20 protein-coding genes and 1 tRNA gene are annotated in these 24,891 nt (G+C 41.9%); 12 read left to right on the top strand and 9 right to left on the bottom strand.

Annotated elements, in window-relative coordinates:
• Positions 1 to 147 precede the first annotated feature (147 nt).
• Together R7Q09_RS07850 and R7Q09_RS07845 are read right to left on the bottom strand one after the other, a co-directional pair.
• A complete protein-coding gene (locus R7Q09_RS07850; protein WP_042521901.1) occupies positions 148 to 1,086 on the bottom strand; it encodes an alpha/beta hydrolase in 939 nt (312 codons plus the stop codon).
• A gap of 72 nt (positions 1,087 to 1,158) precedes the next feature.
• Complete coding sequence (locus R7Q09_RS07845) at positions 1,159 to 2,073, bottom strand: alpha/beta hydrolase (protein WP_318070677.1); 915 nt, start codon at positions 2,071 to 2,073, stop codon at positions 1,159 to 1,161.
• A gap of 128 nt (positions 2,074 to 2,201) precedes the next feature.
• Here R7Q09_RS07845 and R7Q09_RS07840 point away from each other — a divergent pair, with 128 nt between their 5' ends.
• Positions 2,202 to 3,131, top strand: a complete 930-nt coding sequence (locus tag R7Q09_RS07840; RefSeq protein ID WP_258485567.1) for a LysR family transcriptional regulator — start codon at positions 2,202 to 2,204, stop codon at positions 3,129 to 3,131.
• A gap of 68 nt (positions 3,132 to 3,199) precedes the next feature.
• On the opposite strand, the gene R7Q09_RS07835 is transcribed toward R7Q09_RS07840, so the two are convergent.
• On the bottom strand, positions 3,200 to 4,393 hold the full coding sequence (locus tag R7Q09_RS07835) for an acetate/propionate family kinase (protein ID WP_005386205.1): 1,194 nt from the start codon (positions 4,391 to 4,393) through the stop codon (positions 3,200 to 3,202).
• A gap of 363 nt (positions 4,394 to 4,756) precedes the next feature.
• On the opposite strand from R7Q09_RS07835, the gene R7Q09_RS07830 reads away from it, so the two are divergent.
• Positions 4,757 to 6,295 carry a bifunctional diguanylate cyclase/phosphodiesterase gene (locus R7Q09_RS07830; protein ID WP_318070678.1) on the top strand — a complete coding sequence of 513 codons (1,539 nt, stop codon included), beginning with the start codon at positions 4,757 to 4,759 and terminating at the stop codon, positions 6,293 to 6,295.
• 72 nt (positions 6,296 to 6,367) lie between these two features.
• Here the strand turns inward: R7Q09_RS07830 and R7Q09_RS07825 are convergent, their stop codons facing one another.
• Positions 6,368 to 8,299, bottom strand: coding sequence for a DEAD/DEAH box helicase (locus tag R7Q09_RS07825; RefSeq protein WP_005375680.1), 1,932 nt, complete (start codon positions 8,297 to 8,299; stop codon positions 6,368 to 6,370).
• Between the two features lie 413 nt (positions 8,300 to 8,712).
• On the opposite strand from R7Q09_RS07825, the gene rnb reads away from it, so the two are divergent.
• Both rnb and R7Q09_RS07815 read left to right on the top strand, forming a co-directional pair.
• Positions 8,713 to 10,716 carry an exoribonuclease II gene (gene rnb / locus R7Q09_RS07820; RefSeq protein WP_258616540.1) on the top strand — a complete coding sequence of 668 codons (2,004 nt, stop codon included), beginning with the start codon at positions 8,713 to 8,715 and terminating at the stop codon, positions 10,714 to 10,716.
• Between the two features lie 71 nt (positions 10,717 to 10,787).
• On the top strand, positions 10,788 to 11,597 hold the full coding sequence (locus R7Q09_RS07815) for a helix-turn-helix transcriptional regulator (RefSeq protein ID WP_262671168.1): 810 nt from the start codon (positions 10,788 to 10,790) through the stop codon (positions 11,595 to 11,597).
• 33 nt (positions 11,598 to 11,630) lie between these two features.
• On the opposite strand, the gene R7Q09_RS07810 is transcribed toward R7Q09_RS07815, so the two are convergent.
• Positions 11,631 to 11,984: a DUF3024 domain-containing protein gene (locus R7Q09_RS07810; RefSeq protein WP_017635751.1), complete on the bottom strand. Its 354-nt coding sequence runs from the start codon at positions 11,982 to 11,984 to the stop codon at positions 11,631 to 11,633.
• A gap of 266 nt (positions 11,985 to 12,250) precedes the next feature.
• Here R7Q09_RS07810 and R7Q09_RS07805 point away from each other — a divergent pair, with 266 nt between their 5' ends.
• Positions 12,251 to 13,075 (top strand): phosphate ABC transporter substrate-binding protein, encoded by an 825-nt coding sequence (locus tag R7Q09_RS07805; RefSeq protein WP_017635752.1) that lies wholly within the window; start codon positions 12,251 to 12,253, stop codon positions 13,073 to 13,075.
• A gap of 63 nt (positions 13,076 to 13,138) precedes the next feature.
• Here R7Q09_RS07805 and R7Q09_RS07800 read toward each other — a convergent pair whose 3' ends face one another.
• Complete coding sequence (locus R7Q09_RS07800) at positions 13,139 to 13,819, bottom strand: MaoC family dehydratase (RefSeq protein WP_005386198.1); 681 nt, start codon at positions 13,817 to 13,819, stop codon at positions 13,139 to 13,141.
• Positions 13,820 to 14,148: 329 nt separating this feature from the next.
• On the opposite strand from R7Q09_RS07800, the gene R7Q09_RS07795 reads away from it, so the two are divergent.
• The 4 genes from R7Q09_RS07795 to R7Q09_RS07780 all read left to right on the top strand — a co-directional run bounded on the left by R7Q09_RS07795 (position 14,149) and on the right by R7Q09_RS07780 (position 16,244).
• Positions 14,149 to 14,239 (top strand) — tRNA-Ser (locus R7Q09_RS07795).
• A gap of 79 nt (positions 14,240 to 14,318) precedes the next feature.
• A complete protein-coding gene (locus tag R7Q09_RS07790) occupies positions 14,319 to 15,656 on the top strand; it encodes a tyrosine-type recombinase/integrase (RefSeq protein WP_318070679.1) in 1,338 nt (445 codons plus the stop codon).
• The gene (locus tag R7Q09_RS07785; RefSeq protein WP_318070680.1) at positions 15,649 to 16,032 is read left to right on the top strand and encodes a hypothetical protein; all 384 of its coding nucleotides are present in this window, start codon (positions 15,649 to 15,651) and stop codon (positions 16,030 to 16,032) included. The genes R7Q09_RS07790 and R7Q09_RS07785 overlap by 8 nt, the downstream gene beginning before the upstream one ends.
• Positions 16,033 to 16,046: 14 nt before the next feature.
• Entirely contained in the window at positions 16,047 to 16,244 is a 198-nt protein-coding gene (locus R7Q09_RS07780; RefSeq protein WP_025570805.1) for a hypothetical protein, read from the top strand.
• Positions 16,245 to 16,395: 151 nt separating this feature from the next.
• On the opposite strand, the gene R7Q09_RS07775 is transcribed toward R7Q09_RS07780, so the two are convergent.
• From R7Q09_RS07775 to R7Q09_RS07765, 3 genes are read right to left on the bottom strand one after another with little or no spacing between them, the layout of a single operon-like run.
• A complete protein-coding gene (locus R7Q09_RS07775; RefSeq protein ID WP_318070681.1) occupies positions 16,396 to 18,921 on the bottom strand; it encodes a DEAD/DEAH box helicase in 2,526 nt (841 codons plus the stop codon).
• A 13-nt stretch (positions 18,922 to 18,934) separates the two neighbouring features.
• Positions 18,935 to 19,855: a DUF1837 domain-containing protein gene (locus R7Q09_RS07770; protein WP_318070682.1), complete on the bottom strand. Its 921-nt coding sequence runs from the start codon at positions 19,853 to 19,855 to the stop codon at positions 18,935 to 18,937.
• Positions 19,856 to 19,885: 30 nt separating this feature from the next.
• Positions 19,886 to 20,437 (bottom strand): DUF3223 domain-containing protein, encoded by a 552-nt coding sequence (locus R7Q09_RS07765; RefSeq protein WP_025570808.1) that lies wholly within the window; start codon positions 20,435 to 20,437, stop codon positions 19,886 to 19,888.
• 507 nt (positions 20,438 to 20,944) lie between these two features.
• Here R7Q09_RS07765 and R7Q09_RS07760 point away from each other — a divergent pair.
• The 3 genes from R7Q09_RS07760 (at position 20,945) to R7Q09_RS07750 (ending at position 24,846) form a co-directional block, all read left to right on the top strand.
• A complete protein-coding gene (locus R7Q09_RS07760) occupies positions 20,945 to 22,057 on the top strand; it encodes a site-specific integrase (protein ID WP_318070683.1) in 1,113 nt (370 codons plus the stop codon).
• 166 nt (positions 22,058 to 22,223) lie between these two features.
• The gene (locus tag R7Q09_RS07755) at positions 22,224 to 23,738 is read left to right on the top strand and encodes a hypothetical protein (protein ID WP_318070684.1); all 1,515 of its coding nucleotides are present in this window, start codon (positions 22,224 to 22,226) and stop codon (positions 23,736 to 23,738) included.
• Positions 23,739 to 23,838: 100 nt separating this feature from the next.
• A complete protein-coding gene (locus tag R7Q09_RS07750) occupies positions 23,839 to 24,846 on the top strand; it encodes a hypothetical protein (protein WP_318070685.1) in 1,008 nt (335 codons plus the stop codon).
• The last annotated feature ends 45 nt before the right edge of the window (positions 24,847 to 24,891 follow it).

Genomic DNA, 24,891 nt, shown 5'->3' with positions numbered 1-24,891 from the left:
AACAGTATTTGGCAGTGGTATTTAGTCAATAGCCTGTAGATGAGGTTATTCGCACGAAGATTTACCGACCTACTCGCTTCGAACTACATCTTACGCTGTTAAAAATAAGCGCTTTGCAACTCTACAAAACGCTTCTAACTTATTAGATTATTTTAAGTGTGTTTCAAGGAATGCAGAAACCTTGTCCATTGCAATGCCGACTGCTTCTGGATGGTCATACAGTTCATAGTGAGACCAGTTTTCCAAATTAACCAGCTGTCGGTCTTTTGATTGAACAGAGCGGCCATAAATTTCCTGCCCATCACGATAAGCACCAAACGCCCCGACTTTTTGCCCTACCACGGCCATAACAGGCTGAGTCAATAACATTTCGGCAAATGCAAAGGCATCCCAGCTCAGTGTTTTCTGTGCATGTGAAAACAGCATACGAGTTGCACCACCTTCGGTTTGTCCACGTGATGTTTTGTAGTATTCAGTAGCTTCGAACACGTCTCGTTCTGTTAACCCATTTTCTTTTGCAAATTCAATATTTGGAGGAAGAAGTTCATCGATTTTCAGCTCTGAGCCGCGAGCTTCGGCTGTTCTCTGTGCAGCCATAGCTTCAAGATTGGCGATAGGGTCGTACATACTAAAGCCTTCACGGAACAAGCGGCCTAAGTTAACAGGCGTAATACCTACGACAGCTTTCAAGCGCTTTTCGGTTAGGGCTGAATTGATCATGTAACCACCACCGCCGCAGATACCGAGTCCACCAATTCTATTCTCATCGACATATGGTAAAGTTACTGCATAGTCGATAACGCGACTGATATCTTCAACACGTTGACTTGGGTCTTCTACGTAGCGAGGCAATCCCCCCGATTCTCCTTGGAAGCTCGCGTCAAATGCGATCACGACGTAACCTAACTCAGCAAGGGCTTTACCATAGACAGCGCTGGATGTTTGTTCTTTACAACTACCAAAAGGATGAACACTTATCATTGTTGGGTAGCGTTTCGATTCATTGAAGCCTTTTGGGAATAAAATTAATGCAGACATATCCCAAACCATATCAGCATTTCTAAAAGTGATTTTTTGCATATTCATAATCAATACCTTAAGAGTAAAAAGCCTTGAGAGCAGAAAGGCTCGAAGCAATTGAGCCTTTCATCGGGAATATTAAAGAGTGCGTTGGAAGAAAGATGCGAGTTGGGATACTGCGTCATCGACGTATTCGGCAACATCATAAAGCGACATATGGTTTGCACCATCAATGACATACAAGGTTTTATCTGAACTCGCTGCACGCTCTATCAGGTCATAACTCATCCATTTGCTGCCTGCGTCGCTACCAACGACAGCAATAATTGGCTGAGTTAGGAATGCTTCCGCTTTGTGGTACGCATCGTAAGTAATGATCTGGTTTAAGTTACGAGTTAGAGCAAAACCCGGCGCATTTGGATGTTCACAACGTGGTGTGTGGTAATACTCCCAAGCTTCGCGTAGCTCTGCATTTGAGGCATCTTCTTCACGCATCGGAGCTAGAGGAATAGTCGCGAATTCTGTACCATTCGTGTCGGTTGTGCGAGCATTCGAACCAAATTCTAAGTAACCAACAGCGTCAGCATCGTTAACCGAATTATCCCAACCATTACGGAACATTTGGCCAATGTTTACGGCACTAACCATACCCAGTGCTTTGATTCGACGATCATTGATCGCTGCATTTGCACTATAGCCCGCACCAGCACAAATCCCCATTGCGCCAATTTTATCGTTATCGACGTACTCTAACGTTGTCAGATAGTCGACGACTGCGCTCACGTCTTCAGTACTCGTGTAAGGGTTTTCCATTTGGCGAGGCTCACCTGTACTTTCACCTTGATACGAACGGTCAAACGCAATGGCAATTATGCCGCTTTTTGCAAGTTTACTCGCATATAGGCCTGCGGCTTGCTCTTTTACGCCACCACCTGGGTGTGAAACAACAACCGCCGCATATTGTTTACTTGCATCAAAATCTGTAGGGAAGTTGATAACCGCTGAAATCTCAATACCTTGACCATTGAGATTTTTGAAAGTGACTTTAGACATAGCGACATTCTCCATTAGAGGTTAACTGTTCATCTCAGGCTGACCTAAGCTTCGAGGTAATATTAGTCAACACACTGTTTCGGATAAATATCGTTTTATCTACATGACTGTTTAGTTATACTTAACAAATGAGAATAGAACCTTCTTTAATTTCATCACTGACGTGGTTTGCACATATTGCTCGCCATCGCAGTTTCACTAAAGCAGCCTTAGAAATGGGGGTAACCCGTGCTGCCTTATCACAACACCTAAAAGCGTTAGAACAACAGCTACAAGTTCGGTTAATTAATCGAACCACCAGAAGTATGTCGCTGACGGAAGAAGGCCAACGTCTGCTTGATATTTTGCAACCTTCATTGGTGAACATTGAGCAGGTCGTTAACGAATTGAACGACTCTCATCTTGAGCCTTCGGGATTAATCCGTATCAGTGTATCAAGAACCGCTGCTCGGCTGCTTATTGAGCCCTATCTAGGTGAGTTCCTCTCTCGTTATCCTAAAATACGCCTAGAGCTAATCATGGATGATGGGTTTTCTAACATCGTCGCAGAGGGCGTTGACGCTGGCATTCGCTTAGGATTAAGCTTAGATGAACATATGGTTGCGATCCCTATTACTCCGCCGTTAACAACGGCAATAGTGGGCTCTCCTGAATACTTTAGGCAAAATGGACTACCTCAAACTCCTGAGGATTTAGAAGGTCACAATTGCCTTGCTTATCGTTTTACCTCTAGCGGAACAATTGATCATTGGTCGCTAACCTCTCCAGATGTTGCAAAGCGCACCCTAGTTTTCGAGCCTAAAGGCAATGCTATTTTTAATGATGACTATAGTATGTTACAAGCTGCAATACAGGGTGTGGGTTTAGTGAAGCATATTGATTTATGGGTGGAAAAGCACATAGATGAGGGAAGATTGACCCGAGTTCTGACACCTTGGTGCAAAGAGTTTCCAGGGTTTTATTTATATATGCCTTCACGAGAGCATATGCCGAAAAAAATCCGCGTCTTGATGGATTTTTTAATCGAAAAGCGCGAAGCTCTGAAACTCAAAGAGTAAATACCAAATTGCTTTAAATAAAATAGCGAGCACGAGGCTCGCTTTTAACTTTCTGTTTTCGTTATATATTACAATAGCTCAACCGATTGTTTAGCTATCACAAATTCCTCGTTAGTAGGAATAACAAGAGCTTTGGCACCTAACAACTCAGATGTTGCAATAACACCTGCGTTACCAAATCTTGCATCTTCGTTACCTTTCTCATCTTCAACAAAACCTAACAGTTTTAGGTTTTTCAAGATTTCACGACGAATTGGTAGTGAGTTTTCACCAATACCACCAGTGAAGATGATGCCGTCTAATGAATCCAGAGCCGCTAGGTAGGAAGTAATGTATTTCGCAACGCGGTAAGTGAAGATCTCAAATGCCAACTTCGCACGTGAATTCCCCGCTTCCATTGCTTCTAGTACACCACGAGCATCACTTGTCACACCAGATACACCTAAGAAACCTGACTTCTTGTTCATCATCTCGAACACTTCGTCTTTTTCCCAGCCTTTACGGAAAAGGAACTCGATAACACTTGGGTCTAGGTCACCACAGCGAGTGCCCATCATTAGGCCAGCTAACGGCGTCAAACCCATACTTGTATCAACACATTCGCCATTTTTAACCGCACTCACTGATGCACCGTTACCTAAGTGCACAGTGATAAAGCTGCTTTCTTCAACCGGCTTATCTAGCATTTTCGCTGCTTCACGGCTTACGTAATAGTGGCTTGTGCCGTGAGCACCGTAACGACGCACTTTATGCTCTTCGTAAAGCTCGTAAGGAAGTGCGTACATAAAGGCTTTGGCTGGCATTGTTTGGTGGAAAGCAGTGTCAAATACAGCAAATTGAGGCAGTGAAGGGAACGCCGCCATTGCCGCTCTCATGCCTTCAGCGTTCGCTTTGTTATGAAGTGGTGCAAGTTCAGCAAGGCGCTCTACTTCTTGAATAACTGTTTCATCAACTTTCACAGTTCCTTTAAAGGTTTCACCGCCTGCGACAATGCGATGGCCCACAGCGACAAATTTTGAGCTCAAACCTAGAGTTTCGAGTAGTTTTACCACTCGCTCAACAGCGTACTGATGATGGTTACCGCCAGCTGGAATTGCTTCAACGGTTTTTTCTCCCTGATATTTCCAACTGATTTCAGCTTCAGGTAGGCCAAAACACTCACCAATACCTGATACCAAAGCTTCACCGGTTTCAGAATCAATAACAGCAAATTTTAATGAAGAGCTACCAGAGTTGATCACCAGTACAAACGAATTAGACATGAAATAGTTATCCTGTTGTAGAGCAGAGGTTGTAATAGCGCTTGTGCGCTGCGTACTTCTTGTTTGCCCCTCTATTATTCAATAATTTTTTAATCTTTCAACAATCTTTTAGTAAAAGCGATTTGATTGAACAAATTTTGTTGATCTGTAGCAAGTTTTGATTTTATTTGAAGGCTAAAAAATATCACTTGTTAAACATAATTTATGAATAGGTCAATTTGTACAAAGTCAGATATATAAGCTACGTTGTTTATTGGGTGAACAAAAATAACAAACCAATCAATAAATCGGGGTAATAATGTGCCCACTACTGCATTTCTATTAGTGATCTTAGGTTTGATTTTGCTCTGCTGGGGATGGCAGATGACAAAAAACATCTGCTCGAAAACTGACGTAACCGGGTGGACTTTCCTATTAATGTTAATCAGCTGTTTCATTTTTGCTTATGCCGTTTTTTTGCACGCCATCATGCAAAAACCTATTGCTTCTCTCTTAGAAACGGGGGTTTCTCTTATACTTTTTGGCGGCAGTATCTTTGTCGTGCTGGTGATTAAGTGGAGCAACGATTCGATATTAGAGCTTCATACTGTTGCTGAAAGAGAGAAGCGTAATGCCGTCCATGACGCTCTTACTGGGCTCCCTAATCGTAAATACTGCTTTGAGTCTATCGAAGGCAGAATACAATCTAGAGACCCATTCTCGGTGATCCTTTTTGACGTGGTTAATTTTAAACAAGTCAACGATGCAATGGGTCACTTTTGCGGAGACCAGTTACTTATTCAAATTGGTCAACGCCTTCAGGGGAAACTGAAAGGCAATGACCAGATATTCCGCGTTGGTGGTGATGAATTTGTCATCCTGACATCTTCTGCATGCGAGGAAACGGGTAAAAAACTCATAGAAGAACTAGATTCTGCAATGTCTGAACGCTTTCATTTAGATGAGTTTCAAGTTTCCTGCCGCGTTGTTTTCGGTATAAGCACCTACCCATATGACGCCCTAACCAATGATCTTTTGATCAAGCACGCAGATATCGCCATGTATCACGCAAAGCGTAATGGCAATCTTTTTGCGTTTTATAATGAGGATATGAACGTCGGGGCTAAGTACCAACTTGAAATATCTTCTCGTATTCAATGTGCGCTTGAAAAAGAAGAGTTTCAGTTGTATTACCAACCGTTGATTGATGCACACACTAACTTAGCTGTCGGTTTTGAAGCAGTGATTCGTTGGCATGACGAAAATGGTAAAACGATCTCACCCAACGACTTCATTCCTATCGCAGAGCGTAGCAATCAGGTGCACAACATTACCATGTGGGTTCTTAACCAAGTAGAAAGGGATCTGCAAACATTTATAGAAAAAGGCATTAAGCTTCCTGTCCACGTAAACTTATCAGCGAAAGATCTCTCATCTAACTTGCTGTTTAATCGCTTAGAAACTTTGCTCAAAGTAAACCCGCAATTCGCTGACCTAATAAGTTTAGAGATCACTGAAACGATGGCGATCGATAGGGTCGTTGAGCTCAACCCCTTAATTCATCAAATTAAAGGATTAGGTATAAAGATCAGCTTGGATGATTTTGGCACTGGGTATTCATCTTTGTCACTGTTAAGAGATCTTCCGGTTGATCAAATTAAAATCGACCGCTCATTTCTTTCCACAGCAAGCCGCACAGAAGGCTCCCGCTCTATCGTTGAGAACACGATTGCGCTAGCACATGGATTAGGGTATTCGGTCGTAGCAGAAGGCGTTCAAGACATGGACACACTGCATTTTTTGAGAAGTCGAGGCTGTGACATCATTCAGGGTTACTTGTTCTGTCCTGCCCTGCCCTTAGACGAAGTAATAAGTTGGGTAAACAAACACGATGAAAAGCAAAACCGTATTAGACGCGCATAAAAAAGCCGAGCGCTTTGCTCGGCTTTCAATTCTTTTTGTAGCAACTTAAACCGTCGCTTTAATCACTCGTGATTATGCGTCTGTACGACGGCCACGACCGTGACCACGTTCACCACGATGTGCACCACGGTGATCACCACCACGATTGCGATCGAAACGACGTTCGCCACCTTCGCGATTGCCATCGCGGTTGCCGTCACGGTTACCGCGGAAGCCACCTTCGCGACGACCGCCTTCACGACGATCACCACCACGATTGCCGCCTTCGCGGTTGCCACGGTAACCACCGCCATCACGACGACCACCATCGCGACGACCACCGTCACGGCGACCACCACGAGACTCGCGGAAATCATCGAAGTCACATACTACAGCACCAACATCTTGTTGACGGATACGTAGTTTGCTTAGCTTGTTCGCCGCGTCTGAAGTCATTGCTTTAGGTAGCTGTACGAATGTGTGACCTTGAGCTAGTTTGATCGCACCGATAGAACCTTTACCTAGACCTAGTTCGTTTGCTAGAGCGCCAACGATGTCTTTAACTTGAACGCCTTGCTCACGACCAACTTGAAGCTGGTAAGTATCCCAGTCTTGGTTGTTGAAGTTACGACCGCCGTCGCGACCACCTTCACGGCGCTCTTTACGACGTTGCTTGTCACGCTCAATTGCTTCAACCATTGGGTCTTCGCCAATATAGAACAGAGGACGTTTGCCTTGCTGACGCTTAAGAAGCATAGCAGCAAGTGTTGCAGGGTCGATGTCTAGAGAAGTCTGTAGTTTCTCTACCAACTCAGCAAATTTGTCTAGTGCTTTGTGCTCTTTCTCTGCTTCAAGCTCAGCGCCTAGCTTAGCTAGACGAGCTTCAGCAACTTGGTCACGTAGAGGAAGTTGGATTTCTTCCATAGATGACTTAGTTACACGCTCGATAGTGCGAAGCATACGAATTTGGTTAGTGCGAACTAGAAGGATCGCTTTACCCTTACGTCCAGCACGGCCAGTACGACCGATACGGTGGATGTATGACTCAACATCAAATGGGATGTCGTAGTTGAATACGTGCGTAATACGTGGAACGTCAAGACCACGAGCTACAACATCAGTTGCAACTAGGATGTCAATAACACCTTGTTTGATGTGATCAACAGTACGTTCACGTAGAGACTGAGGAATGTCACCGTGCAGTGCAGCTGCTTTGAAGCCACGTGCAGATAGCCAGTCAGCCAGACGCTCAGTATCTTGACGAGTACGTACGAATACGATTGACGCGTCAGTTTCTTCAGTTTCAAGAAGACGAGACATTGCTTCATCTTTCTCTACACCTTTCACTACCCAGAACTGTTGTTGAACTTTGTCTACAGTGTGGTTTTTACCAGCAACGTCAACCGTTACAGGGTCACGAAGGAAACGTTCAACGATCTTCTTCAGCATTGGAGGCATAGTTGCAGAAAACAGAACGCGTTGTGCTGACTCTGGAGCGTGCTCCATGATCGCAGTTACGTCATCTACGAAACCCATGTTTAGCATTTCGTCTGCTTCATCAAGAACGAAAGTACTAACTTCGTCTAGGTGTAGACGTTCGCGATTGATAAGATCTTGAACACGGCCTGGAGTACCGACAACTACATGAGCGCCACTTTTAAGAGCACGCATTTGGTCGACAATAGATGCGCCACCGTAAATCTCTAGAACTTTCAAACCTTTGATGTTTTTACCAAGGTTTTTCATTTCCGCTGCAACCTGAATTGCCAGCTCACGAGTCGGAGCAAGTACAATCGCTTGCGGTTTGCGTTGGTTTAGATCGAGTTTGTTGAGAAGAGGCAGAGAGAACGCTGCTGTTTTACCTGTACCTGTTTGAGCTTTACCCAGCGCGTCAGCACCTTCCAATAGGTGTGGGATTGCCGCAGCCTGAATTGGAGTTGGTGACACGAAACCCATTCCGTCTAGAGCAGAAAGGATAGAATCATTCAGAGATAAATCACTGAATTGAATAACAGAATCTTGCATTGGGATCCTACTTAATTAAACAAAAAAACAGTCCCATATGCTCTTCCAATTCGATACTGATCCATCCAGATACTGATTCCATTCAGACGGGAACACAGCACAGTACACAACCGCGATAAGCCATTAGGGACGACTAAGGGAGGCGGATTATTCCTTAAAAGCATAAAAAAATCCAGAAAAAATTGAATTACATCACAATTTATTCTCAACAATGGTATTTTTAGCATATTTTTCCACCAACCCTACCATTCCCCGTAGATTCGCGTAACTCACAGATGAGAATTTCATCAATATTTAAGCCAATTTCTCGTGGTTAAATTGGCAAAATTCACGGCGAAATTACGCTCCACAGGTAGTAATAATAGCTCGCAATGATTATAGTGTGCCCAACTCCATAGGTAATTTAAGAAAAGATGTTTCAAGATAACCCACTACTCGCTCAGCTTAAGCAGCAAATCCAAGAAAACCTGCCTAAAAAAGAAGGCTCAATAAAAGCCACAGATAAAGGCTTTGGCTTTTTGGAAGTGGACAGTAAGACTAGCTTCTTCATCCCGCCTGCGTACATGAAAAAGTGCATGCACGGTGACAAAGTCGTCGCCATTATCCGCACCGAAAATGAACGCGAAGTTGCAGAGCCACAAGAGCTGCTGGAACAAGCCGTGACTCGCTTTATTGGTCGAGTAAAAATGTTCAAAGGTAAGCTTAACGTAGCACCTGATCACCCACAGCTTAAAAAGCTATCTCTTAAAGCGAAACTAAAGAAAGGTCTAAAACCTGACGAGTTCGCCGAAGGTGATTGGGTTGTCGCACATCTTATTCGCCATCCTCTAAAAGGCGATAACTCTTTCTTCGTAGAAATTTCTGAAAAAATCACTGACGCGAATGATAAAATTGCACCTTGGTGGGTAACGCTTGCTCAAAACGATCTACCAAACTCTGAGCCAGCAGGCATCGATAACTGGGAACTGAAAGACGACGCGGAGCTAGAACGCGTAGACATGACTCATGTTCCATTCGTCACTATCGACGGTGAATCGACTAAAGATATGGACGATGCGCTGTACGCGAAGAAAACCGTATCTGGCGATTTCGAACTCACCATCGCTATTGCGGACCCAACCGCCTACATCACACCTGAAGATGAAATGGATAAAGTAGCGCGTGAGCGTGGCTATACTATTTATCTTCCAGGCCGCAACATCCCGATGTTACCTCGTGATTTAGCGGACAACCTATGTTCTCTGATTGAAGGTGAAACCCGCCCTGCTATTTGCTGTACCGTAATGGTAAGTAAAGATGGTGTGATTGGCGACGATATTAAATTCTTCGCGGCAAACATCAAATCACATGCACGCCTAGCATACGATCACGTGTCTGATTGGTTAGAAAACGGCAGCTCTGAAGCATGGCAGCCATCTGAAGAGATCGCGACCATCGTTCGTGATCTTTATGAGTTCTCTCTTGCTCGCGCTGAATGGCGTGAGAAAAACGCAGTGGTCTTCCCTGATCGTCCTGACTACCGTTTTGAGCTCAGTGAAGATAACGATGTAATTGCTATCCACGCAGACATGCGCCGCAGTGCAAACCGTCTTGTTGAAGAATCCATGATTACCGCAAACATCTGTGCAGGTCGTACATTACGCGATAAATTTGAAACAGGTGTCTTCAATACGCATGCAGGTATCAAGAACGAGAAGATTGAAGAAGTGGTTCAACTTGTCAATCCAGAAGGCCAGTTGGAGTTCACAGCGGAGTCTATTGCTACACTAGAAGGCTTTGCTGCGTTGCGCCGCTGGTTGGCAGCTCAAGAAACGTCTTATCTAGATAACCGTATTCGTAAGTTCCAAGCATACAGTGAAGTGGGTAATCAGCCTCTGCCTCATTACGCAATGGGTTTAGACATCTATGCAACTTGGACATCACCAATTCGTAAATACGGTGATATGATCAACCACCGTATGTTGAAGGCCGTCATCCTTGGTAAAGAACCCGTACAAAAACCAGATGACCAAGTAGGCGAAGAGCTAGCTCTACATCGTAAACATCATAAAATCGCTGAGCGAAATGTCTCAGATTGGCTATATGCACGCACGCTTGCTGATGAGCCGAGCAAGAAAACTTGTTTCACAGGTGAGATTTTCGATATTAATCGTGCAGGCGCACGTGTCCGACTTCTCGAAAATGGCGCAGCAGCCTTTATTCCTGGTGCACTAATTCTTGATAATAAAGAAAGAATTGAGTGCAATGGCGACAACGGTACCATCTCTATCGATAAAGAGGTCGTATACAAACTTGGGGATACATTGGAAATTGTCCTTACGGACGTAAACCAAGAAAACCGCAGTTTAGTTGCAAAGCCAACCCAGGTATTCGCTGAACAACCAGCAGCACAAACAGAACAGACTGTAAGTGAATAATACCGAATGAAGTTAAAAGGCGCTCTATTGAGCGCCTTTTTTATTTGTTATGTAAAACGATAAGAACGAGTATGCCGAACATTGAGATCATTCGCTTTAATCACTTCACTGCGCGCAAAAGTGAGCGTTACACTGCAACACATAATGGGTTATATATTGTTGAAGAAGGTGCCCTATTAGTTCATCAACCTAATGGTGAGCAATTTGAACTTAAAGCCGGAGATTTCACACTCTATAACTCCGCAGATCTGAGCAGTGCAGAGGCCGTCTCTAGTGACGGTGGCTTTAAAGCACTGGCTTTGGTCTTCAACCCAAACATATTCTGTGACTTTAAGAAAGCGCACCCGATGCTACGTTCCAAAACGGAAGAAAGGCGCTTCTATCCTTTTTCAACGCAATCCGATAGCGAAGTAGCACAATTGAAGGACATGTTGGTTAAGTTAGCGAGTCGCAACGCTCCAGACTACACACAAAGCCATATCGCAATGGCATTGCTGTCGTTGATGGTTGAGGTAGAGCCAAACATCCTATCTATCATAGATGATGCAAGTAGCCTGAGCGACTCTCAAAAAGCCATTAAGTACATTGAGGGTAATATTGAAAAAGACATCACGCTAGAAGGCTTAGCGGCTCATATGAGCATGTCCATCGCGACCTTGAAACGTCGCCTCGCCGCAGATGATCTTTCGTTTTCTCAGATATTAAAGGTGAAACGGATAAACTTCGCAGCAACCCAACTGCGCAAGTCAGAAAAATCAATAACAGAAATAGCGTTTGAGTCTGGTTTTAAAAGTGCAGCGCATTTCAGTACAGCATTTAAATCCGTTTACAACATGACCCCCAAAGACTTTAGAAACCAAGTCGTTAAGCCTAAAGTATAAATCATGTCGGCATTCGCATCCGTTGGGCTCTCCCTATTCCCAAAAACACGCTTGAGGATCACGCTCCAACTCGTTGAGTAAGTCCTCAAGCATTCGGCTAAATGGAAGTGGCTTATAAGGCACCCACCTTAACAGCTCGTTGTGATATGTGGGAACATAGAAATACCAAAGTTGGTTGTCCTCATCAAACATGATCTTCGCGACGGGAGAAGTATACTCGCTATGCTGGGAGTCGAGGAGAAAATGCGCCCGATGAAGCTCAACGCCATTTTCTACTAGCTCATAGAGGCACTTGCCCTGTTCGACAGGCAAGTTAGCATTACGCGCAGAGCAGAGCGATTGAACTGATTTGTATAAACGACTTGTCGCCATTTGGGACACTGACATCAACGTTCTCCCGATGGATGATAGTTAGAGCTGTCGATCCTAGTATATAACCTTTACATCATCACCGATGGTAGTTATCTACCTAACTCAAGTATAAGATAGCTATATTATCATTTGCCCAGATTATCATCTCAATCCACTTGGAAACGCTAGCTCCATCACCTCTTGACTAGAAACAATTCCTTTGTTTAGCGCTAACAGTTCACAAAAGTGTAACCTGAACGCAATATCATAAACTCTGCTTTATCCCGTATATGGAGTTTAATATGTTACGTTTTACTGTGGCGACGTTATTGGCCATAGCAGTCTCCCTCCCTACCATTGCAAAAGAAATCAACATCTCAGGTTCAACGTCGGTTGCTCGTGTGATGGATGTACTTGCTGAGGAATACAACAAAACACACCCAGACGATTACGTTGCTGTTCAGGGCATTGGTTCGAGTGCTGGTATCACCATGGTCAATAAAGGAGTAGCCGAAATAGGCATGAGCTCTCGCTATCTGACTGAAAGCGAAAAAGGTGAAGATCTCAATGTATACCCTATCGCTTATGATGGCCTCGCTGTTGTTGTAAACCGTACCAACTCTGTAGAAAACCTTTCTCAGCAACAACTATTTGATATTTACAAAGGTAAAATTAAGAATTGGAAAGAGGTCGGGGGCGCAGATCAGCCTATCGCGGTGGTTACTAGAGAAGCGTCTTCAGGTTCACGTTACAGCTTCGAAAGCTTGCTGGGACTGACCAAAATCGTTAATGATCGCCTTGTCTCGGATATCAGCCCAAACAATTTGGTTGTAAACAGTAACAGCATGGTAAAAACCATTGTTAACCATAACACTCGCGCCATTGGTTTTATCTCTGTAGGGTCAGTAGATCGCTCGATCAAGGCGATTCAGTTAGATGGTATTGACCCAACCTCGACAAACATTAGCAATCATAAGTACAAGTTGGCGCGACCATTCCTAGTGCTATACAAAGTAGATAAGATTAGCGATGCAGGTAAAGGTTTTATCGCTTTCCTTCGTTCAGAGCAGGGACAAAAAGCGATTGCAGATTACGGTTATACGCCAGTAAAAAACTTTAATCAGTAAAAATAAAAAAGAGAGCACCTTGATGCTCTCTTTTCCTATGTCGTGTTCTATCCGGTTTCGGAATTAGAAATGCAGTTGAATTACAGAGACCACAACCGCACCAGGTCGGCGAATACCTTCAATTTCCACTTTAATTTCGCGCTCAATCTCCAAACCTTTTTTGATTGGCGTTACTTTTGTTAACGTGCTGACTGCACGAACATTATTGCCTGCTTTGACAGGGTAAGGGAAACGAACTTGGTTTAAACCCAAGTTAACTACCATTTTAGCTGTTGGGAACATTGGCTTTTCTGGATCAACTGAATCCGTCAGTTTAGGCAGCAATGCTAATGTTAAAAAGCCATGAGCGATAGTTGTCTTAAATGGAGATTCAGTTGAAGCACGCTCTGGATCAGTATGAATCCATTGCATGTCTTCCGTTACCGCACCAAATTGGTTAATACGTTCTTGAGACACATGAACCCAATCACCAGTGTGAATAACTTCGCCAATTTTTTCACTTAACTCGTCATAAAGCTTTTGAGCCTCTGGTGCCATTACGATCGGTGCAGGTTGAGGTGCAACTTCTTCGTTGACGGCTGGCTGCTGGTGATCACGAACTTTTGAGAAAAGAAAGCTATTTTGAGCTTTCCCCAAAAAGTCACTCCAATAATCGCGTAACGTTGGAGACATCCAATTCATAAACTCGGATTGATGAGCAGAAATCGCATCAACTTTGTCTTTAAATAGATTTGTGACCTTCATAAACACCCTTAAGAATTCTAAGCACAACTGGCTATACCAGTTAATTTTGAATTAGTTCACAAAGTCTTGCAAATACTTTCGGGCGAACACATGTACCCTAAAAGCATGTTATGTCTTATATATCAGCAAGATAACAATAAAACACCATTTTATTGACGTGCGCCAATATAAAGTAAAAACTCTATAAATTGGTACTTTTTGTCCCTTTTTCACTCCGCTTTCAAACTGTCCAACATCACATCAGTGATCATAAAACAAGCAAACAGTACTTCTATTATAATTCAGCACTTTACAAGTCGGACTATGCTCCTTATTATACCGCCCACAACGGAGAGATGGCTGAGTGGTTGAAAGCACCGGTCTTGAAAACCGGCATACGTTAATAGCGTATCTAGGGTTCAAATCCCTATCTCTCCGCCACATTCAAGCCCTTGATTTATCAAGGGCTTTTCTCGTTTTAAGACGATCAAATGTCACCTAATACAAGTAGGTGATACATATGTATTTGATTAAATTGAGCAATAACGTGTTTTATACACGTATTTCCACTCCTGTTGCACTACAGACTTCTCTTGGTTATCCAAGAGAGATTCGTCTCTCACTTCTGACTAAACACCGTAGGCTAGCTTCTAAGCGGAATTCTCAACTTTCTGGCGTAATCCACACTTTGTACGAGCAAGCTCTCACTGAGAGGATTCCTTACGCCAGTTTTAAAATGGACCTCGATGCTAAAGTAGCAAAAGTTCGCCAGCAGTTTACTTCCAACCTTCCCAATGTAGACAACCTACAATCAAATTGCACAGTAGCTAGTATTCAGGTAAAGACGAAAGTTCAACCTGCTCCTGCTCCTGCTCCTGCTCCTGCTCCTGAAATAATTGTAAACAGCAGTATGGTTGGCAAACAAGAACTCATCACCGAGTTAAACAACTTTATTCATAGCAAACGTCTGGAACAAGTAACGCCTTTGACTCTAACTCAATTGAGTCAGCGTTGTACAAATTTCTTGGAGTATCTAACCAAGCAAAACGTCAGCTTATCTGCCAAAGCTGCCAACACTTACAGAGACCACTTAATTGAAAAAGGATTAAGTGCAAAGACAGTAAAGGAATACATCGCAGCTAATAAGCAGTTCTTTGACTATTGTGAACGAATTGAACTCATAGACAGAAATATCTTCAAAGCGATAAAAGCACCAAAAAGCCGTGGAACAAAAGCATCCCAGCAACGCGATCGGTGGCAGTTGAAAGATCTTAAAAGGCTATTTTCTAGCTCCGAATTTCGTAAAAAAGATGCCCAGTTTCAGTGGACAACTAAAGTACAAGTCTATCAAGGATGTCGGCCTTCTGAAGTTTGCCAGTTAACGACTAATGACATTCAAGTAATTGACGGTGTCTCATGCATCACGATTTCCGATTCTGACACTGAACAGCGGCTAAAAACATCCAATGCTGTCCGCACTATCCCTTTGCATAGTCAATTGATAAAAGAGGGGTTTCTTGAGTATGTGCAAGGACGCCGAGAACAAAAGCAAAAACAGCTTTTTGATTACAAACCCCATGGAGAGAACAAAGACTGGTCATTTCGATACCGCACCAATCTAGGAAAACTACAAACAGCAATTGGAATGAAGCCGAATGCGCGACCAACGGCATACTCCTTCAGACATACCTTTGTCGATGAGTTAAAGATTGCTGATACACCTGAGCACATAGTGGCTGAGATTGTTGGTCATGCTCATCCCAACATCACCTTCGGACGATACGGAAAACAAGCGAAAATTCAGCAATTGAATGAAGCAGTTAATAAATTTCCGCCAGTGGAGGTGAAGTATGCGTAAACTAGCAAACTTTGAGCTTAAAGCGATTCTAGAAGCCATTGAACATGCTGATTTTACTAATAACTATGACTTCTTCAATCTGTTAACTTGTGGGATATCAATAGAACAGATTAGAGGAGTATATAGACTCCGATCAGCTTTGCAGCGTGACTCCTCTAAAACGATCTTCGATTATCCCTTGTTTCTTGATCAAATTTACTCGAATGTTGAGTCCTTCTACTCAGTGAAGGAGGCTCTTGGATACGAAGTTGAGACCCAAGAAATAGAGCGGGAAGATAAGCTTATATTTCTTATGCAATTTCTAGCTGAAAACAAAATGCAACTCAGTATAGATCGCCGTAATACACCGTACTCTATTGCAATAAATCTAGGCTAGGAAGGAGCTTTAGTATGGAAGACATTCATGAACAATTAGGCGTCAGCAAATCATATCTCAACGATACTTTTGCAATGATACGCATCGCGAAAGATGGTGAAGTATGGGTGCAGTATTCAGATAAGCTTGATATACCCACTGGCATAAAAGCTATGCGTATTACCGCTAAAGTTCTAAGAGTCATAGCTACTGAGTCAAACGACTACGGCTGACTAGATTTATTGACCAGAGATTCACTTCTGTAGAAAAGCGCCTGGTAAGAGGAAATAGGGTGTTTCTGAGATAATATTGTGAGGCGACACGCTACATCTAATGTGACCATCAGGTGCCAGATCTGATGGTCACATGTTTTCGCTCATTTTGCTAGGCAATTAGCATCGCTACTTCGTTTATACACAACCTAGGCATATTTAGTTTATTTATATTGATAAACTGCAACTCTGATAAATATCCTTCTGGTTCATCACTCTGACTGAAGTTAAAGCATTTATCTAGATGAATCGCAGTAAAGCGAGAAAGACCCACAGACATAAGATTTAGGACACTCTTTTTACATGAGCCGAACTCAAGGTAGATGTGATAAGGCTCTATTGTTTCTGCGGATTCTAACTCTTTTTCAAGAGCTATATATTTTAAAATATCCAAATATGCAGAAAAATATTTCACCATCTTGAATCTAATGTCTGTCTCTAGAACTTTAAGACAAGACCTTACTTCCCTAGTCGGATTAATGTTGTCGCTTCCTTTCCTATCGTCCAGGAAAGAAACCCTTTCATGGAGTATTTTTCCGATTGGTACGCCCCATACCCATTGATAAGCTAGATAGCTGAGCCAAGGTTTAAACTTTTCATGTAATTGCCACTGGAAGCAACCTTCAAGTACGCCTAGTATTTTTTCGACTCTAGCCTTGGCACCTGATTGATATGGGTATATAGGGTAGAAGTCCTCTACATTGTCTTGTTCCAACAAATACTTATACAACCTATCCAATTGATCTGGTCTCAACGATTGATTTCTTTTAATTATTTCTTCAGGAAGAGTAACTTCTAACGATTTAACAGCTTCAATAGTTTGATCAAGCTCCTCACTATTTATATCTGTACGGTATTGCTCCATGAATGAAAAATCTTTGGTATCAAGATAATCGTTGTAGAGTTTACCGATTGCTACATCAGCTTCATCCTGTCTTTTCTCATCCCAAGAGTCCTCTGAGATATCTGTATTAATTGCCTTCTGCAATTCAGTGCCACCATCGACTAAGATGTTACTGATAGAAGATGTTATGGTTTGTAGCTTATCTCCCGAATAGCACGAACTGTCCCACTCCTCGGGCCTTATACACCACACATTTCCATGAAACTCATTCAGTAGGCGACCTGCTCGTCCAGCTAAGTTGAGAAAATCAGCTCGGGTCATACCCTTATCGCCAGATTTTGGATTCTCAATAATAATGTGCTTAGCAGGAAGGTTTACACCTTGTAATAAAGTACTCGTACAAAACACGATTTTAATATCACCCTTTCTGAAAAGTTCTTCTACACCTGTGCGTAACAGCGAGGGCATATTTCCGTAGTGGAAAGCTATGCCTTTTCTCAAGCAGTTTATCAGTGCGTAGTTAGGATGAATCTCTTGCTCAATGAAGCTTATAAACGTTTCAATATCTTCACTTACATCAATGTTTTTAGCTAATGTGGATGCTTGTACAGCACGCTCTTCAGCGCTAGAAGGCGTGTTAGAAAAAGCAATGACAGAATCGTCATCTGACAACGATAGCGCCAGGTTGGCTATTTGCTGGGGTTTACTGTTTCTAAGTGGAAAAGGAAGAGTGAATTCGCCAATTTCTGTAGAGCCTTTGTTGTTAAGCAATGAAATATGCATTTGGGCTGGTTTTCTTGCTACTTGATTGACCAGCAATATATTTTGAGATACGGGTGAAACTACTTCGGTAAAGAATTTGCCATTAGATGTTCGTTTAAAGAGAGATAAAAAGTACTCTGGATTTTGAATCAAAGGGCTAGCAAAAAGGAGTTTAGTATTACTGAACTTTCTTAAGGCTATATCTATTGCCGTTTGAAGTATTATTCCTCGTTTACCATTTTGTATCTCATGTGCTTCATCTATGATTAGCGTGTCGATTTCAGGTTCGGCATCGGTTGCGCTTAAAAAGCTCATCAGTCGTTCCTGTGTAAAAATATACACAACGTTAGTACGAATCTTTTTTCTATCAACAGGAAATGGTGTTGTTCTTATAATAGCTTTATCCTGCCCAATTCGTTTGATGGCACTTCGGACTCTCATAGATACTTCGGAAATTAGTGCACGTGTCGGAACTACATAGATAATACTACTACATATTCTTTCTTTGATTTGACTGGATATAGAAAGATTCAATACAAAAGATTTCCCAGCAGAAGTAGGTGCAGAAATACTCAGGTTTTGCTCGCTTTCCAATGACTTGAACAATTGAAGCTGAAAGTCGGTAAGTTGTATTTCATTTTCAGTTTCGTCAATAATTGTATTTTCTGATTCTCGTGCGATGATTTCCAGTCTTAAAGGGGCTGGAATCCCTCCCTCGATTGCGTATCTTCTTCTTAAAAGCTCTCTACCAGGGAAATTACCTATCCTAGATAAAATTACTTCAGCAGCGGCTTTAACAAGTTTGCTATTCCCGTTAGTTTGTTCAAGAAGCCTAGTGATGATTTCATATGATTCATTGATTTGATCGCCAGCTTCTAGAGAGAGAACAGAAGCATAGCTTACGAGTGCTCTAATTTCTTGTTCTGTGAAACAATCTGTATTTTCTGAGGTAAAGCTAGATGGTAGCTGGTTTTGAATGCTAGCTTTTTCTAGTTTCTTTACTAACACTTGAATATCGAGTCTTTCACTCATGCTGCTCTGATCCTTAGTCTAGCGCTTTGTTAAAGGCATTCCTGAAATCATCTACGGAAGGAAATGGAAGGAAAAAAAACTCGAAAGAAAGATGATTGCAATTCATATTAGCTATTTTTGTCTGTAAGGATTTAGTTAAGCGCATCCCCTCTTCCTGAAACTTTGAAACAAAGTTTTCTGTTAAAACTTTGGGATTTCCGCCATTTATAGTGCGAAAGTCCTTATAGTTATATCCGATAAGGCAAGCGTGATTTAGTCGAGCACTGGGCCCAGGTTCTCCGCAAATGATGAGAGATGATAAAGCCTTCTTAGTCTCTTCATTTGAATACTTGAAATGTTTGGTAACCATAGTGAACTCATGTTCAAGCATCTCGACACTATGAAAGTCATCGATACTGTTCAATGCTGCCTGAATGGCTGAATTTGAATCGACGTAAAGCTTGGCTTCTCCAAAAAAGAAGTCTACGAGGTCGTCTTCTTGGTTGTACTTCGCATGAATACCATCCGAGCCTTTTACTTCATCTTTGTGATTAGTTTTAAGCTCCATTTTAGAGACCATCTGAGGAGCCCCTAAAATAGCTTCGATTAAGAAAAATAAAAGTAACTCTCCTGCTTCACCTGTTCTATCTGGGTTGTCTTCATCTATTTCGGGATGGCGGAACAGTTTTCTAGCTTCTTTCGTCAGTCTGGCGGATTCTCTTGCAGTGAGTTGTTCTGGTCTGTTTGCGGATGAAATGCAGTAATCGATAATAAATTCGTACAATAGATTAGCTAGAGCTTTAACCATAGGCTTTCCGTTACCATCGAACTTTAGATAGTGAAGTCTTATGTTGGTATTGTAACCTTCTATTACATGCTCGTGTTCCAAACAACCGATGCAAGCATCATATGCACTTTTATCAACAGATAAATAACGATTAATATTAATAGTCATTTGCTATCCTCAAGTAACCTTTGGGAAGCTCTAAAGTTTATGTTTTTCATACCAATTTATAAAATCGCTCGAGATGTCAATGGTTAAGCTAGATCGATATTGAAGTTTATCGGGTGTAGATATCCAGTTAGATGGAAAGGTATCTGTAGTAAAGCCTTGAGATTCGATAAAACGGGCGCATTTAGCTTTAAAGTCTGCATCACGAAAGTTGTATGAGCTACTTTCGAGTAAAGACCTTGCTCCGTCAATAAAACATTGAAATTGACTCTTTAATTGAGAACTTATCGCGGTTATGTAGCTCCAATCTGCGAGAGAACCATCGTGATGGACAACATGGAAACATTTGGTATTAAATTGTCCAGAATTCTTGATGATAAACTCTTTTATTAAGGATACGTCTTTTGTTTTCCAATGAAACTCAGGATGTCGTTTATACAGAGCAAGTATATTTGAGAACTCTGCATCATTTGGTGTGAACGTCTTATCGGGATTCGAAGAATTTAGAATAGATTTGAAATACTTCTTTGCTTCCGATTGAGATTTGAAACTAGTTCCATTAGCAAGTTCCACTGGTTTAGCCATATCCACTCCTTAAGTACACTTAATGGCAGTGGGTATTATTGCATAAGGACATGGTCGGCTACAAAATTTATACCTATCAGACTATCAGCAGAGGAAGAAGAAAATCTAATTTCGTATTTAAGGCTGGGTAGGTGATGTTCACGCAATGTGTTTACGTCATACGACACTAATTGCCTCACTAAACCAAACCCAATCGTCTTAGCATTTTAGAGATTGCTACTTTCCGCAATCTTCCCCAACCAACCAATCTTCTGGTTATTTTTTGACCGATCAGGGCATTTTTTTCAAAAAATTTTCTAGCTCAAAAATCTCGATAAACTCAATGCGTATAGGTTTGATAAATAATCTCAAATTCGATATCGATTATTTCTACGTATAGACAAATGATGTCAAAAGTAAATAATTTATTGTTAATATTCAGTATCTTACCGAGTTGACGACTATAATTTTTAGCCGTAACTTCCGTTTTGACGAATGACTTGCATTCGATAAAAAACGGAAAACATTATGAAAACTATAACAACTACAAAGTCACCAACTGTAAAAGACTACATCGACGCATATCTCATAGAGAGAAAATATTGTGCTGCTCCCTCGACATTAGCCTCCGACCTCAGCAGAGCAAAGAATATAAACGAGGCATTGGGAGAATTCCCCATCAATGCCGTTAGCCACACTCAGATTAATATGCTTCTGGTAAGTTGGCATGAGCGCTTTAGCAACAAAACCATCAACGAACATCTGACAATCTTACGTCGTATTTCTTTGAAAGCGGTACGTGATGGCGTAATTGCACGAAATCCAATGAAAGGAGTACAGAACTTCAAAACTGTGGATCCTGAGCCAAACCCTTTCACAAAAAAGGAATTAGCACGGATGCATGAGTGCAAGAATGTCTGCACCCAGGGACAGAATGCCGTAATGCTGAATCTGCTGACAGGTCTTCGTATCAGTGAACTGATAGCGTTGTCTTGGCAAGATATAAACTGGGAACGCGAAGTGCTCTATGTCCGTCGAGCTTGTGTATTGAACATTTATAAATGCCCGAAAACGAAAGGTTCTGTACGTGAAGTTGATTTAAATCCACTTGCTTTAAAACTATTGAAAGAGCAGCTGAAACTGACAGGAAAGCGCCGCCCACAAACAATCAATATTCTTGAATGCGACAATAAAACATTCACGAAAGACTCTGTCAGTTTCATTTTCTTAAATACGAAAACGAATCAACCTTTTACTGATGCTAAAGAATTCACTGAGCGATTCTTCATCAAATTTCTAGAACAAGCGGGTGTGGCTCACAGAGGTGTTGGTCAGCTACGTCACACATTTGCTTCCCAGTGCTTAACCGCGGGGATCAGCAAAGACTGGCTCGCGGTTCAAATGGGACATAAAAGCACAACAATGATCGACAAACACTATGGTCGATGGATTCGTGAAGACTCACCCAACTACGCAAGAGAGGCTGCGCAACACCTTCAGGATATATTCGGCCTACCGCAAATAAAGCCAACAGTGACTTTACCTGCTGTTCCTCACTCTTCGTTAGTGTTGTTGAAAAAACTTCAGTCCAAACCACAGCTCATTCAACTTCTTGAAGGCATGCTGGAGAGGGACAAATGAGCACGGTGACCATTGAGACCAAACATAAAGTCGTACATTTTGAAAATGTGACGACATGGCAACCCGCTACGCTTCCGTCACACTTTTGCTCCGCAAAAGATGCACGGAAGCTGCGGGCAAGAGAAGGCTCTCTTGACTCTCTAACTCGACCTCAGGGAGGTCGAGAATGAGAACAATCAGACTATTCCACCGACGAATGAATTACTCTTCAACTACAGAAAGTCGTGTGAAATGCGAACACTCTCTTGCGCATTCACTGCGGATTGCTCCTCCAACTAATGCCAAAATATCCAAGAAACTTGAGTGGAACGAGGAGCTAAGTCAACACAATTTCATGTGGATAAACAACCATATTTCTCCAATAGAATCTTGGACTGAAGCTGAGCGGCTTGAACTCTTGTATAAGATTGTTCCACAGCCACGTATTCACAACCAATCAAAGCTTCAAACACAGCAGCGCCAGTATCGCCGAAAAATGAAAAACGCAATAGATAGTGAAATCAAAAGTGGTAACACGGATGCTGCTAAGTTTTTGCAGAGTATTTTAGAAACTGATGGTCATGTTTCGTACTCCTCTATTCAGAAGTTTTCTCTTTTGACAATGCAGCGCAAGAAACAGCGTCTCAAGATGCTAGAGACTTATCTGAACGCTCACAATCAACTACAACACAGAGCGCCGACCAATAACATATTCATCCAAGAAGGGATTTTTAAGATCCCTCACCGATGGGAGGTTGGTAGTGATCTGGTGAATGCTTCGGATTATATCGAGTTCACTCGACTATTCCTTGTTCATTATTTCCCAGACTATGAAATTAAAACAATTATTTGCCATGACGATGAAAGGGATAAAAACCAAAACACAGGGTGCCACACGCATTATTTTTTATCTGCGTTGAATCAGAAAACCAACAAATTTGATCTTCACAAACGTCAAATACAAGTTGTGAGCGAATACATAGAAAAAGTTACAGGGGTAAAGGATTTCTTTCCGAATGATTCAAAGTTGACACGTGAGGAGACACAAGACTTTGGGCATTACTTTCAACGAATGGTTCAGGATTTTGCGAATAAGCATTTGTGTCGTTCAAAGGGGTTGTTAGTTGAGTTTTCTACTGAAACAGAAAGGAGAACAAAGCAGCGTAAAGAAATGGATCAGCAAGCAAAACTTCCGAAAAGCCAGAGGAAAAACAACTTAAATAACTACTTGCTCAAAAGACAAGCAATACAACGCAAGGAACTCGCGAGTGATATTGAAGCTGGAAGAAGTGAACTAGACGACATTAAAACGCAAGTTGCTATTTCTACAGGCGAAAATGAAATGATCAATGAACTAAAAAGGCAAAATAGCCGAGATATTTCTGCTGAGAAAAAAGAAATCGTTCAATTGCGTGCTGAAAAGCACGCTTTAGAAAAATTAGTTCAAAACTTAAAAGATGACATCATCCGTCCTTTAAGCCAGTTCTGCCAGTCAGTTTTCTTGGGTTTGAAAGCTAAAGAATCAGGTCAATCACGGATGGTTGAATCATTCTTGGATAACGCCATGAAAGATATGTTGAACCTGCCACCCAGCATGCAGGTAAAAGCAAAGCTGCTGTTGGAATCAGTAGAACTGCGCAAAAGTAATCTTGAGCGCAATAAGACCGACCAAAAGTCAGAAAGCGATACGTTTGAAAGGTAAGTTAGTTAAGTTCTTAACTTACTAACTTACTAACTTACTAACTTACTAACTTACTAACTTACTAACTTTCTTTAAAAAAACAATAATAATGGTGAACAGCATGGCAAGGCCGAAAACTTACACTGATGAAGACCTCATCCAAGCCGCTAATGATCTGATAAGCAGAGGAAAGAAGCCTAGCGGGTGGCGAATTAGAGAGAATTTACAAAGAGGAAAAAGCTCTTCGATTCAAGCTGATTTGGAAAGGCTCATTGCTGACGGTAGGATTCCAGAAGCTCAAAATGACACCCCATCAGCAACAACTCAAGTAAGAACCTCATATGAGCTACCAGCGGAAATTCAGGATCTTCTCGAAAGAAAGGAATACGATATCTCTACATCACTTCGAGATATTGTTATAGCTATGAATGACAGTATTCATACCCATTTTGAGTCAATTACTTACACACGCATTAGAGAAGCAGAGGCAATCAGCCAACACGCGATCAAACAAAAAGAGCAGTCAGAGGGAGAAGCTTTGGATATTGAACAGACTCTCCAAAGAGCTACAGATGCAAATGATGAACTAGAGGAGAAAATTGAAGCTCTGCAATCTGAGCTAGTCGAATCACAAAACGAGAAATCTGAGTTATTAAAAAATATCAGTCAACTTACGAGTTCACTCAATCAAGCAAATGACAGGTTAGAAAACCAGCAAGATACCATTTATGGTCTCCAAGCCAATCTATCAAAAGTCGAGAAAGCGCATTCAGCACTAACAGTACAACGAGAATACGCACTTAACGATGTGGAAAGGCTTGAGTCTCAGCTGACTGAACTCTCAGAACGCTATGAGAGCACTTGTATCAAACTAACTGAAAGTTCGTCTAAACTACAGTCAATGACAGAGGCACTGGACAATTCTGAACATAAGTTAAGCACTGTCCAGGATGAATATACCGATCTTTCAGTAAATTATCGAATCTTAGAGAGTAAGTTACATGAGTCTCAATCCAATATCTCAGAACTTAAGCGTGCAAATCATGAACTTGAAAAGCAGCTTACGTACTTTTTAGAAGAAACTGACTCCATTTGTGATGCTGTCAATGACTTATCAAGTGGACACTAAAGTATGCTATGGTTACTCATTTCGTCTACTTAGTAAACTTAACAA

The sequence above is a fragment of the Vibrio sp. 2130-1 genome (assembly GCF_033339515.1).
Note: the sequence above shows the minus strand (reverse complement) of the source record. Positions and strands in the feature narration are given on the sequence as shown.